Here is a 12,113-nt window from a genome sequence, read left to right on the forward strand (position 1 = left end):
ACGAAAAAGCCCGCTTGCGCGGGCTTTTTTCATGGCGTCGCACGCAACGCGTGCCCGCCGTCAGAACGACTCGTCAGCCGACAGGTAGCGCCATTGCCCTTGCGGCAACGCGCCGAGCATCACGCGGCCCATCCGCACGCGTTTCAGGCCGATCACTTCGAGACCGACCAGCTCGCACATGCGGCGGATCTGGCGCTTCTTGCCTTCGCGCAGCACGAAACGCAGCTGTTCGCCGTTCTGCCAGCTCACCATCGCGGGTTTCAGCGGGACGCCGTCGAGCTCGAGGCCATGACGCAGCTTCGCGAGCGATTCTGCGGGGAAGTGCTGGTCGATGTCGATCAGCCGCTCGCCGAAGCGCACGCGCACCAGGTATTCCTTGTCGATGTCCGACTGCTCGCCGATCAGTTGCTTCGCGATCCGGCCGTTCTGCGTCAGCACGAGCAGGCCGGTCGAATCGATGTCGAGCCGCCCGGCCGGTGCGAGCGCATGCAGGTGCTGCGGTGAGAAGCGCAGTTGCGAGCGGTCGCCGCTCCACTGGTTCGCGCGCGTGATCAGCACCGATGCCGGCTCGTAGCCGTCTTCCGCCTGACCCGACACATAGCCGACCGGCTTGTGCAGCAGGATCGTCACCTGCGCGGCCTGCGCGGCGCTCGCGCGCTCGTCGATCTCGATCTTCTGGTCCGGGCGGACCTTGGTGCCGAGCGTGTCGATGCGTTCGCCGTCGACGAGCACCCAGCCCTTTTCGATCCATTCGTCCGCTTCGCGGCGCGAGCACAGGCCGAGTTCGGACATGCGCTTCGACAGGCGCATCAGGCCCGTTTCGTCGCCGTGGTCGACGTCGGCGGCGCGGCGCTTGACCGGTTGTGCGGTTTTCAGTGCGGCGCCGGTCGAGCGGCGCTCGGTGTTGCTACGCTCGCCGTCGCGTGCAGGGCGCGTCGGGCGATCGGACGACGTGCGGCGCTCGCCGAAGCCGCGCTTTTCGCCTGCGCCGGCCGCCTTGTCGCGATAGGGCGCACGTGCAGCGCCTTCGGCGCCTGCGCGGCGCGGACGCGCATCGTCGTCGTTGCGACGCGTCGGGCGATCGGACGACGTGCGGCGCTCGCCGAAGCCGCGCTTTTCGCCTGCGCCGGCCGCCTTGTCGCGATAGGGCGCACGCGCGCCGCCTTCGGCGCCTGCGCGGCGCGGACGCGCCTCGTCGTCATTGCGACGCGCCGGGCGGTCGGACGACGTACGGCGTTCGCCGAAGCTGCGCTTTTCGCCTGCACCGGCTGCCTTGTCGCGATAGGGCACACGTGCGCCGCCTTCGGCGCCTGTGCGGCGCGGACGCGCATCGTCGTCATTGCGACGCGCCGGGCGGTCGGACGACGTACGGCGTTCGCCGAAGCCGCGCTTTTCGCCTGTGCCGGCTGCCTTGTCGCGATAGGGGGCACGTGCGCCGCCTTCGGCACCTGCGCGGCGCGGGCGTGCATCGTCGTCGCTGCGACGCGCCGGACGATCGGACGACGTACGGCGTTCGCCGAAGCTGCGCTTTTCGCCTGCGCCGGCTGCCTTGTCGCGGTAGGGCGCACGTGCAGCGCCTTCGGCGCCTGCGCGGCGCGGGCGTGCATCGTCGTCGCTGCGACGGGCAGGACGATCGGACGGTGCACGACGCTCGCCGAAGCTGCCCTTCGCGCCATCACCGGCTGCCTTGTCACGGTAGGGCGCACGTGCAGCGCCTTCGGCACCCGCACGGCGCGGCCGCGCATCGGGCTTGCCGTCGGCGCCACGATGCGGACGGGCGTCGCCGCGTTCGGCGCGGCCGCCAGGCTTCGCATCGCTGCGATAGCCGCGCTCGGCGCCGCCGTCACGCGGCGCGCGCTTCGCCGGAGCGCGATCCGCACCCTCCGCGCCGCGCGGCTTGAACGCGCGTTCGCCGGCGGCTGCCGGTGCGGCGGCCTTCTTCGGACGCGGCGGCTTGTCGGCCGCGGGCGGCGCGGCGGGGCGCACCGCCTTGCGGGCGACGAGGCTGCCGGAGCGGACGGGTGCGCGGGTCGGCGACGCCGGCCGCGGATTCTTGACGGTCAATTTGGTGCGCATAAACGCTGGGATTCATTCAGACTGCGATCGCGCGCAGCAATTCGGTTTCGAGCTGGATCTGCAAGCGGTTGTCGGACAGGCCGGCACCGTCGAGCAGGAAGATGTCTTCGACGCGTTCGCCGAGCGTATTGATCCGCGCCGCGTGGACGCCGACCCGATGCTCGGCCAGGACGCGCGCGATCGAATAGAGAAGGCCCGGCCGGTCGTTGGCGGACACGGACAGGATGTAGTACTGACCGCGTTCGTCGGCCCGGAGGTCGACGCGCGGCGTGATCGGAAACGTCCGGGACAGCCGCGACAGGCGACCCTTGGACGGCTCAGGCAGCGACGCGGTTTCGGCAAGGCGCGTCGCGAGTTGCTGTTCGACGAGATTCGCGATGTCGCGATAGCGCACGTCGAGTTCGGTCTGCGTGACGATGAAGTTGTCGAGCGCATAGCCGTGCCGCGTCGTGCTGACGCGCGCATCGAGCACCGACAGTCCGTTGCGGTCGAAGTACGCGCAGATGCCCGCGAACAGGTCGGGGCGGTCCTTCACGTACACGAGCACTTGCAGCGCATCGCCGATCGGCGACGGCCGCGCGCGGACGATCGCGGTTTCGGCGTTCACGTGCCGGTACAGCACGCGCGTCTGCCATGCGATGTCGGCCGCGTCGTGGCGCAGGAAAAAGCCGATGTCGAGCTGATCCCACAGCGCGCGGTGCGCGTCCTCGGGCACGGTCTCGAGGCGCAGCAGCGCGAGCGCCTGCTCCTGTCGCGACTTCAGTTCCGAATGCGCGTCGGGATTCGCGCCGCCGAGCACCGCCAGCGTGATGCGGTAGAGGTCTTCGAGGAGCTTGCCCTTCCACGTGTTCCACACCTTCGGGCTCGTGCCGCGGATATCGGCGACCGTCAGCAGGTAGAGCGCGGTGAGGTAGCGCTCGTTGCCGACGACTTCGGCGAAGCGCTTGATGACCTCGGGGTCGCTCGTGTCCTGCTTCTGCGCGACCTGGCTCATCGTCAGGTGATGCTGGACGAGCCACACGATCAGCGCCGCGTCGTCGCCGGCGATCCCGTGCTCGCGGCAGAAACGCCGCGCGTCGGCCATCCCGAGCGTCGAGTGGTCGCCGCCGCGGCCCTTCGCGATGTCGTGGAACAGCGCCGCGACATACAGCACCCACGGGCGCTCGAAATTGCCGATCAGCTGGCTGCAGAACGGGTACTCGTGCGCATGCTCGGCCACCGCGAAGCGGCGAATGTTGCGCAACACCATCAGGATGTGCTGGTCGACCGTGTACACGTGGTACAGGTCGTGCTGCATCTGGCCGACGATGCGGCGGAAATTCAGCAGATAGCGTCCGAGCACGCTCGTCTGGTTCATCAGCCGGAACGCATGCGTGATGCCTTCGGGCTGCTGCAGGATCTGCATGAACGTGCTGCGGTTCTGCGGATCGCGCCGCCACGTGTTGTTCATGATCTCGCGCGAGTTGTACAGCGCGCGCAGCGTGCGGGCGGACAGGCCCTTCACGCCGCGGGTCGCCTCGTACAGCAGGAACGCTTCGAGGATCGCGTCCGGATGGCGTTCGAACACGCCGTCGTCGACGATTTCGAGCATGCCCTGCTTCTCGACGAAGCGATCGGGCGACAGCACGCGCGTGATGCCGCTCGTCGCGGGAAACAGCTGCGCCTCGATATTCTGGATCAGGATCGTCGCCAGCTGCGTGACCGCTTTCGCGGCCCAGTAGTAACGGCGCATCAGCTGCTCGCTTGCGCGTTTGGCCTGCGTCGGCTGGTAGCCGAAGCTCTCGGCGGCCTGCGTCTGCAGGTCGAACACGAGCATGTCCTGGCGGCGGCCGGCGATCACGTGCAGCCGCGCGCGCAACGTCTTCAGGAATCCTTCGTTGCGGCGCAGCTCGCGCGCCTCGCGATCGGTGATGAGACCGCGCGTGTCGAGCTCGCGCCAGCTGCTGCCGAAGCCGGCCGCGCGCGCGATCCACAGGATCGTCTGCAGGTCGCGCAACCCGCCGGGGCTTTCCTTCACGTTCGGCTCGAGGCTGTACGGCGTGTCCTGGAACTTCGCGTGGCGCTGGCGCATCTCGAGCACCTTCGCGGTGAAGAACGCGCGCGCGTCGAGCGCCTCATGATACCGCACGGTGAAGCGCTCGAACAGCGCGGTGCTGCCGACGATGCGGCGCGCTTCCAGCAGCGAGGTCTGCACGGTGACGTCCTGCGACGCCTCCTCGATGCATTGGGCGACCGTGCGCACGCTGCTGCCGATCTCGAGGCCGAGGTCCCATGCCATCCCGATGAAGCGCTCGATGCGCGCGTCGAGCGCCGGGTCGTGCGCATCGGGCAGCAGCACGAGGATGTCGACGTCGGAGTAGGGCGCGAGCTCGCCGCGCCCGTAGCCGCCGACGGCGACGAGTGCGAGCGTCGCGGGCAGCCCGCAGTCGTCCCACACGCGCTTGAGCACATCGTCGGTGAGTTTCGACAGCGCGTGCATCAGCGACGCGACGTTCGTCGCGCTGCGAAAGCGCTCGAGCATGTCGGCCTTGGCGGCCTTGAATTCGGCGCGCCGCGACAGCGCTTCGGGCGAGGGGGCGGCGTGAGCGCTCATGGGCAGGCCGTTCAGGTCAGCAGGTCAGGGGCGGGTGGGGCAGGCTGGCGCGGCGGCGCTCAAACCGCGGCGGCTGGTTGCGCGAACACCGGGCGCGCCGGCGTGCCGGCGGACACGGTCAGCACCTCGTAGCCCGTCTCGGTGACGAGCACCGTGTGCTCCCACTGCGCGGACAGGCTGCGGTCGCGCGTCTTGACCGTCCACTGGTCGGGCATCGTGCGGATGTCGCGCTTGCCGGCGTTGATCATCGGCTCGATCGTGAAGATCATCCCGGCCTTCAGCTCGATGCCGGTGCCCGGACGGCCATAGTGTACGACCTGCGGATCCTCGTGGAACACCGTGCCGATGCCGTGGCCGCAGTATTCGCGCACGACGCTGTAGCCCTGCGCTTCCGCATGCTTCTGGATCGCATGGCCGATGTCGCCGAGGTGAGCGCCGGGCTTGACCTGGTCGATGCCGAGCCACATGCACTCATAGGTGGTCTGTACGAGGCGCTTCGCGAGGATCGAGCCCTCGCCGACGATGAACATCCGGCTGGTGTCGCCGAAGTAGCCGTTCTTGATCACGGTGATGTCGATGTTCAGCGCGTCGCCGTTCTTGATCACCTTCTCGCCCGGAATGCCGTGGCAGATCACGTCGTTGACCGAGATGCAGGTTGCCTTCGGGTACGGCGGATAGCCGGGCGGCTGATAATTCAGCGGCGCGGGGATCGTGCCCTGCTCGTTGAGCATGAATTCGTGACAAAGCCGGTCGAGTTCGGCGGTCGTGACGCCCGCGACGACGTGCGGCGTGATGAAGTCGAGCACTTCGCTCGCGAGACGGCAGGCGACGCGCATCTCGGCGATATCGTGTTCGTTTTTGAGCGTAATAGCCATCGAGGTATGCCTGGAATGCGGTGAATTGACGGATTATCGCACCTTATGGCGGGCCTCGCAGCTCCTGCTGGCGGTACCGATGCGGGTTTTCGCGGATTGTCCGGCCGGCTGCCGCGCGGCAAGCGAAAGTGCCGGGCGACTTGAGAGCCGACAAATCGGCGTGCTATACTCTCTGGCTAAGTCGACATCCAAATGCCGAACATGTCCCGTGATGGGGCAGTACCGGACGGCATGGAAATGAAAGACTTGCGGCACGGGCATTTTCGCACGTGCCGAATCGCAAGCCGGCGCAACCAGGGTGCCGACCGCGTGGAACGAGGAGTCCTTCGGGGCGCGTTCGCGCGGCGGTACGGCAGCCGGCTTAAGACCTAACCCTCGTGGAGAATTTACATGGCAGTCACGATGCGCCAAATGCTGGAAGCGGGTGTCCACTTCGGTCACCAGACCCGTTTCTGGAACCCGAAGATGGCTCCGTTCATTTTCGGTCACCGCAACAAGATTCACATCATCAACCTCGAAAAGACGCTGCCGATGTTCACGGACGCACAGAAGTACGTGCGCCAGCTGGCAGCGAACCGCGGCACGATCCTGTTCGTCGGCACGAAGCGTCAGTCGCGTGACACGATCGCCCAGGAAGCGCAGCGCGCGGGCATGCCGTACGTCAACGCACGCTGGCTCGGCGGCATGATGACCAACTTCAAGACGCTGAAGGTTTCGATCAAGCGTCTGAAGGACATGGAAGCGGCAGTCGAGGCAGGCGAGCTCGAGAAGATGAGCAAGAAGGAAGCGCTGCTGTTCGAACGCGAAATCGCCAAGCTGCAGAAGTCGATCGGTGGCGTGAAGGACATGGGCGGCATTCCGGATGCAATCTTCGTCGTCGACGTCGGCTACCACAAGATTGCCGTGACGGAAGCGAACAAGCTGGGCGTGCCGGTCATCGCCGTGGTCGATACGAACCACTCGCCGGAAGGTGTGGATTACGTGATCCCGGGTAACGACGACTCGAGCAAGGCAGTCGCGCTGTACGCTGAAGGCGTGGCCGACGCGATCCTGGAAGGCCGTGCGAACGCGGTCAACGAAGTGGTCCAGGCAGCGCGTGGCGACGACGAGTACGTCGAGGAAAACGCGTAACTGGCCCCGAGCCGGCGCAAAAAGGGGGCTCTCAACAGGCCCCCTTTTTTTAAGCTTGTGCGCCGGACCTGATCGCGCCGAATCGGCGCGGGTCCGGAAACGATTTTCGGCCGTTCGCGTCCAAGCGGGCGGCGTTGTGAATACAGACTCAAGGAGCGAATGATGGCGGCAATTACCGCAAGCATGGTGGCAGAACTGCGCGCAAAGACCGACGCACCGATGATGGAGTGCAAGAAGGCGCTGACGGAAGCCGACGGCGATCTGGCCAAGGCTGAAGAACTGCTGCGCGTGAAGCTCGGCAACAAGGCGAGCAAGGCGGCATCGCGCGTGACGGCCGAAGGCGTCGTCGCATCGTTCGTCGGCGGCAACGCGGGCGCGCTGGTCGAACTGAACTGCGAAACCGACTTCGTCGCGAAGAACGACGACTTCCTCGCATTCTCGAAGACGGTTGCAGAACTCGTCGCGACGCAAAACCCGGCCGACGTGGCAGCGCTGTCGGCACTGCCGCTCGACGGCTCGACGGTCGACGCAGTCCGTCTGGCCCTGATCGGCAAGATCGGCGAAAACGTGTCGATCCGCCGTTTCGTCCGTTTCGAAACCGCGAACAAGATCGCAACGTATCTGCACGGCGCGCGTATCGGCGTGATCGTCGAGTACACGGGTGCGGAAGAGCAGGTCGGCAAGGACGTCGCGATGCACATCGCTGCGATGAAGCCGGTCGCGCTGTCGTCGGCGGACGTGCCGGCGGAACTGATCGAGACGGAGCGCCGTGTCGCCGAGCAGAAGGCTGCCGAATCGGGCAAGCCGGCTGAAATCGTCGCGAAGATGGTCGACGGCAGCGTCCAGAAGTACCTGAAGGAAGTGTCGCTGCTGAACCAGACGTTCGTGAAGAACGACAAGCAGACGATCGAGCAGATGCTGAAGGCAGCGAATGCGGCAGTGCAGAAGTTCGCGCTGTTCGTCGTCGGCGAAGGCATCGAGAAGCGCCAGGACGACTTTGCCGCCGAAGTGGCCGCACAAGTCGCAGCAGCAAAGCAGCAGTAAGCAGTCAGGCAGTATCCGCGGCGGGCGTCCGCTCCGCCGCGGCCGGCGGCGCCGCCGGCCGGCCGGGAACCCCGTCCGACCGTCGGCGCTTGCCCGAATCAGTATTTCGCCCCTACAGTTCGTGGTTGTCATCCTCTCGTCGCTCGGAAGCCCCTATGTCCAATGCCTATAAACGCGTCCTCCTCAAACTCTCCGGCGAAGCGCTGATGGGCGATGATGCCTTCGGCATCAATCGCGCGACGATCGAGCGGATGGTGGCGGATATCGCCGAAGTCGTGGGTCTCGGCACGCAGCTCGCGGTCGTGATCGGTGGCGGTAACATTTTCCGTGGTGTCGCGGGCGGTGCGGCCGGCATGGACCGCGCGACGGCCGACTACATGGGGATGCTGGCCACGATGATGAACGCACTGGCGCTGCAGGACGCGATGCGCCACGCCGGCATCGTCGCGCGCGTGCAGTCCGCGCTGCGCATGGACCAGGTCGTCGAGCCGTACATCCGGCCCCGTGCGATCCGCCAGCTCGAGGAAGGCAAGGTCGTGATCTTCGCGGCCGGCACGGGCAACCCGTTCTTCACGACGGACACGGCCGCCGCGCTGCGCGGTTCGGAAGTGGGCGCCGAGGTCGTACTGAAGGCGACCAAGGTCGATGGCGTATATTCTGCCGATCCGAAGAAGGATCCGTCGGCCACGCGCTACACGACGATCAGCTTCGACGAGGCGATCAGCCGCAATCTGCAGGTGATGGACGCGACGGCCTTCGCGCTGTGCCGCGACCAGAAGCTGCCGATTCGCGTGTTTTCGATCAACAAGCCGGGCGCGCTCAAGCGTATCGTGCTGGGCGAGGACGAAGGTACGCTCGTCCACGTGTAAACTCCCGCGGATGCGGGCAAGCGGCGTGGGTCGTCGGCCGCGGTGCGTGGCGCGCCGGGCGGGGCCCGCGTTCTTTGAAGGTTGGAAGGTTTGGAGGTTGAAATGAGTGTCGCTGATGTCAAGAAGGGCGTAGAGCAGAAGATGCAGCGCTCGATCGAAGCGTTCAAGAACGATCTGGCGAAGATCCGTACGGGCCGTGCGCACACCGGTCTGCTCGATCACGTGCAGGTCGACTACTACGGTTCGATGGTGCCGATCTCGCAGGTTGCGAACCTGACGCTCGTCGACGCACGCACGATCGGCGTGCAGCCGTGGGAAAAGAACATGGTCGCGAAGGTCGAGAAGGCCATCCGCGAAGCCGATCTCGGCCTGAACCCGGCGACGGCCGGCGACCTGATCCGCGTGCCGATGCCCGCGCTGACGGAAGAGCGCCGCCGCGAGCTGACCAAGGTGGTCAAGAGCGAAGGCGAAACGGCCAAGGTCGCGATCCGCAACCTGCGCCGCGACGCGAACGAAGCGCTCAAGAAGCTCGTGAAGGACAAGGAAATCTCGGAAGACGACGAGCGCCGTGCGAGCGACGACGTGCAGAAGCTGACCGACAAGCACGTTGCCGAAGTCGACAAGCTCGTGCAGAGCAAGGAAGCCGAGATCATGACGGTCTGACGACCGTCCTCGCGCGCCGCCTCTTCCCGCATTACTGTCTCAACGGCCATGACCTATACCAGCTCTACTGTTCGCGTGCCTGACGTCGGCGCCGTGCCGCGTCATATCGCGATCATCATGGACGGCAACGGCCGTTGGGCGACCGAACGCCGCTTGCCGCGCGTCGCGGGGCACACCCGCGGCGTGGATGCCGTGCGGGCGGTGGTCGAAGGCTGCGCGCGCGCCGGCGTCGAATACCTGACGCTGTTCGCGTTCAGTTCGGAAAACTGGCGCCGGCCGAACGACGAAGTGTCGTTCCTGATGCGGCTGTTCATCACCGCGCTCGAACGCGAGATCGGCAAGCTGCATGCGAACGGGATCCGCCTGCGGGTGGTGGGCGATCTCGAGCGATTCGAGCCGCGCATCCGCGAACTGATCCGCCGCGCCGAAACCAAGACGGCGCGCAACACCCGTCTCACCCTGACGATCGCCGCGAACTACGGCGGCCGCTGGGACATCCTGCAGGCGACGAAGAAGCTCGTCGAGCAGGCCGTGCGCGAGGGCCGCGAGGTCGACGTGACCGAAGACGCGTTCGCGCCGCACCTGGCGATGGCCTATGCGCCGGAGCCCGATCTCTTCATCCGCACCGGCGGCGAGCAGCGTGTCAGCAATTTCCTGCTGTGGCAGCTCGCGTACGCCGAATTCTATTTCACCGACAAATACTGGCCGGACTTCGACGGCGCGGCGCTGGCCGACGCGATCGCATCGTATACCGAGCGCGAGCGCCGTTTCGGGCGCACCAGCGCGCAGCTCGAACCACAATCGCAGAACGCCGATTCCCTTTCATGCTGAAGACCCGTGTGATCACGGCGGTCGTGATGCTGGCAGTGTTGCTGCCCGTGACGCTGTTCGCGCCGCTCACCGCGTTCGGCGCGCTGATCGGCGTCGTGCTCGTGTTCGCCGCGTGGGAGTGGGCGCGCCTGCTCAAGCTCGGCGCGACCGGTTCGGTCGTCTACGCGATCGTCGCGGCGCTGGCGCTCGCGGCGACCGCGCCGCTCGGCGTCGAAGCCGCTGCGTCCCGTCCCCTTTTTATGGCAGCTGGCGTCTTCTGGCTGCTGGTCGGCCCGTTCTCGCTGCGGCGCAAGCCGGCGCTCGCGGGCGGCGTGTGGCGGCCGTTCCTGCTCGCGGCCGGGCTCGCGGTGTTCGCGGCCTGCTGGCACGCGGTCGTCGCGGCGCGTGCGCAGGGCGTTTCGTTCGTGCTGTCGCTGCTTCTGGTCGTCTGGCTGGCCGATATCGGCGCATACTTCGCGGGCAAGGCCTTCGGAAAGCGTAAACTGGCCGTTACGATCAGTCCCGGCAAGAGCTGGGAAGGCGCGATCGGCGGCTGGCTCGCCGTGATGGTCGTCGCGGGTGTCGCGATGGCCGCGCACTGGTTCGAGCCGACCCTGTTTTCCGCACTCGCCGCGCGTTACGGGATGCCCGGCGCGTTGGCCGCGCTGACGCTGCTGGTCGTCTACAGCGTGATCGGCGACCTGTTCGAGTCGCTGCTCAAGCGTCAGGCGGGCGTGAAGGATTCGAGCGGCCTGCTGCCCGGTCACGGCGGCGTGCTCGACCGCGTCGACGCGCTGCTGCCGGTGCTGCCGCTCGCAATGCTGCTGCTTGGTTAAACCACTATTTCTGTTATGCAAAAACGTCTGACACTGCTCGGTTCCACGGGCTCGATCGGAGACAGCACGCTCGACGTGGTCGCCCGCCATCCCGAGCGTTTCTCGGTCTACGCGCTGACCGCGCACCGCAACGGCGACAAGCTCGTCGAGCAGTGCCTGCGCTTCGCGCCCGAAATCGCGGTGGTCGGCGATGCGAACACGGCGGCGCACGTCGAGGCGAAACTGCGCGCGGCGGGCAGCAAGACCACGGTGCTGTACGGGCCGCAGGCGCTCGTCGACGTGTCGAAGAGCGACGGCTGCGATACGGTCGTCGCCGCGATCGTCGGCGCTGCAGGCCTTGCGCCGAGCCTCGCGGCCGCGCGCGCCGGCAAGCGCATCCTGCTCGCGAACAAGGAATCGCTCGTGATGTCGGGCGCGATCTTCATGGACGCCGTGCGCGACCATGGCGCGATCCTGCTGCCGGTCGACAGCGAACACAACGCGATCTTCCAGTGCATGCCGCGCGACGAGAACGAACACGGCGGGATCTCGAAGATCATCCTGACCGCATCGGGCGGCCCGTTCCGTACGCGCGAGCCGGCCACGCTCGTCGACGTGACGCCGGACGAAGCGTGCAAGCACCCGAACTGGGTGATGGGCCGCAAGATTTCCGTCGATTCCGCGACGATGATGAACAAGGGCCTCGAAGTGATCGAGGCGCACTGGATCTTCGGCCTGGCCGGTGACCGGATCGACGTGCTGATTCACCCGCAGAGCGTGATCCATTCGCTCGTGTCGTACCGCGACGGCTCGGTGCTCGCTCAGCTCGGCAATCCCGACATGCGCACGCCGATCGCGCACGCGCTCGCGTTCCCGGAGCGCGTCGACGCCGGTGTCGACCAGCTCGACCTCGCGCAAATCGCACAGCTGTCGTTCGAGAAGCCCGATTACACGCGCTTCCCGTGCCTCGCGCTCGCGCTGAAGGCGCTTGAGGAGGGCGGTATCGCGAGTGCCGCGTTGAACGCGGCGAACGAAATCGCGGTCGAAGCATTTCTCGAGCGCCGGATCGGCTTCATGGCGATCGCGGCGACGGTCGATGCGGTGCTCAACGCGCTGCCGAACCGTAACCCGAACGGGCTCGACGACGTCCTTGCGGCGGATGCCGAGGCACGCCGCCTCGCCGCCGAGATCATTGCGAAAGCGCCTGCGCCACGCGTGGAGCGCGCTGTCTGAATGA

The 12,113-nt window shown here is 66.7% G+C and carries 10 protein-coding genes; 7 read left to right on the plus strand and 3 right to left on the minus strand.

Annotated elements, in window-relative coordinates:
* Positions 1-60: 60 nt before the first annotated feature.
* Genes LGM71_RS18635 through map form a run of 3 tightly spaced genes read right to left on the minus strand, consistent with a single transcriptional unit; the run spans position 61 to position 5,544 of the window.
* Positions 61-2,076: a pseudouridine synthase gene (locus LGM71_RS18635; RefSeq protein WP_226115780.1), complete on the minus strand. Its 2,016-nt coding sequence runs from the start codon at positions 2,074-2,076 to the stop codon at positions 61-63.
* A 16-nt stretch (positions 2,077-2,092) separates the two neighbouring features.
* Positions 2,093-4,669 carry a [protein-PII] uridylyltransferase gene (locus tag LGM71_RS18640; RefSeq protein ID WP_226115782.1) on the minus strand — a complete coding sequence of 859 codons (2,577 nt, stop codon included), beginning with the start codon at positions 4,667-4,669 and terminating at the stop codon, positions 2,093-2,095.
* Between the two features lie 59 nt (positions 4,670-4,728).
* Positions 4,729-5,544, minus strand: a complete 816-nt coding sequence (map, locus tag LGM71_RS18645; protein ID WP_124622445.1) for a type I methionyl aminopeptidase — start codon at positions 5,542-5,544, stop codon at positions 4,729-4,731.
* Between the two features lie 390 nt (positions 5,545-5,934).
* On the opposite strand from map, the gene rpsB reads away from it, so the two are divergent.
* The 7 genes from rpsB (at position 5,935) to LGM71_RS18680 (ending at position 12,109) form a co-directional block, all read left to right on the plus strand.
* Entirely contained in the window at positions 5,935-6,675 is a 741-nt protein-coding gene (gene rpsB, locus LGM71_RS18650; protein WP_006483818.1) for a 30S ribosomal protein S2, read from the plus strand.
* A gap of 162 nt (positions 6,676-6,837) precedes the next feature.
* The gene (gene tsf / locus LGM71_RS18655; protein ID WP_034188848.1) at positions 6,838-7,719 is read left to right on the plus strand and encodes a translation elongation factor Ts; all 882 of its coding nucleotides are present in this window, start codon (positions 6,838-6,840) and stop codon (positions 7,717-7,719) included.
* Positions 7,720-7,874: 155 nt separating this feature from the next.
* The gene (gene pyrH, locus LGM71_RS18660; RefSeq protein ID WP_011885142.1) at positions 7,875-8,588 is read left to right on the plus strand and encodes a UMP kinase; all 714 of its coding nucleotides are present in this window, start codon (positions 7,875-7,877) and stop codon (positions 8,586-8,588) included.
* A gap of 102 nt (positions 8,589-8,690) precedes the next feature.
* Positions 8,691-9,251 carry a ribosome recycling factor gene (gene frr, locus LGM71_RS18665; protein WP_006752152.1) on the plus strand — a complete coding sequence of 187 codons (561 nt, stop codon included), beginning with the start codon at positions 8,691-8,693 and terminating at the stop codon, positions 9,249-9,251.
* A 48-nt stretch (positions 9,252-9,299) separates the two neighbouring features.
* Positions 9,300-10,082 carry a polyprenyl diphosphate synthase gene (uppS, locus tag LGM71_RS18670; RefSeq protein ID WP_006758563.1) on the plus strand — a complete coding sequence of 261 codons (783 nt, stop codon included), beginning with the start codon at positions 9,300-9,302 and terminating at the stop codon, positions 10,080-10,082.
* The gene (locus tag LGM71_RS18675; protein WP_226115784.1) at positions 10,076-10,897 is read left to right on the plus strand and encodes a phosphatidate cytidylyltransferase; all 822 of its coding nucleotides are present in this window, start codon (positions 10,076-10,078) and stop codon (positions 10,895-10,897) included. The genes uppS and LGM71_RS18675 overlap by 7 nt, the downstream gene beginning before the upstream one ends.
* 15 nt (positions 10,898-10,912) lie before the next feature.
* On the plus strand, positions 10,913-12,109 hold the full coding sequence (locus LGM71_RS18680) for a 1-deoxy-D-xylulose-5-phosphate reductoisomerase (RefSeq protein WP_059599926.1): 1,197 nt from the start codon (positions 10,913-10,915) through the stop codon (positions 12,107-12,109).
* Positions 12,110-12,113: the final 4 nt, after the last annotated feature.

The organism is Burkholderia sp. AU33545 (assembly GCF_020419685.1).
Lineage (GTDB): Bacteria > Pseudomonadota > Gammaproteobacteria > Burkholderiales > Burkholderiaceae > Burkholderia > Burkholderia diffusa.

Bases quoted from the DNA above. Each gene is read 5' to 3' on its own strand.
- LGM71_RS18675 (WP_226115784.1), top strand. From the start codon at position 10,076: ATGCTGAAGACCCGTGTGATCACGGCGGTCGTGATGCTGGCAGTGTTG.
- rpsB (WP_006483818.1), top strand. From the start codon at position 5,935: ATGGCAGTCACGATGCGCCAAATGCTGGAAGCGGGTGTCCACTTCGGT.
- tsf (WP_034188848.1), top strand. From the start codon at position 6,838: ATGGCGGCAATTACCGCAAGCATGGTGGCAGAACTGCGCGCAAAGACC.
- LGM71_RS18640 (WP_226115782.1), bottom strand. From the start codon at position 4,669: ATGAGCGCTCACGCCGCCCCCTCGCCCGAAGCGCTGTCGCGGCGCGCC.
- map (WP_124622445.1), bottom strand. From the start codon at position 5,544: ATGGCTATTACGCTCAAAAACGAACACGATATCGCCGAGATGCGCGTC.
- uppS (WP_006758563.1), top strand. From the start codon at position 9,300: ATGACCTATACCAGCTCTACTGTTCGCGTGCCTGACGTCGGCGCCGTG.
- LGM71_RS18680 (WP_059599926.1), top strand. From the start codon at position 10,913: ATGCAAAAACGTCTGACACTGCTCGGTTCCACGGGCTCGATCGGAGAC.
- pyrH (WP_011885142.1), top strand. From the start codon at position 7,875: ATGTCCAATGCCTATAAACGCGTCCTCCTCAAACTCTCCGGCGAAGCG.
- frr (WP_006752152.1), top strand. From the start codon at position 8,691: ATGAGTGTCGCTGATGTCAAGAAGGGCGTAGAGCAGAAGATGCAGCGC.
- LGM71_RS18635 (WP_226115780.1), bottom strand. From the start codon at position 2,076: ATGCGCACCAAATTGACCGTCAAGAATCCGCGGCCGGCGTCGCCGACC.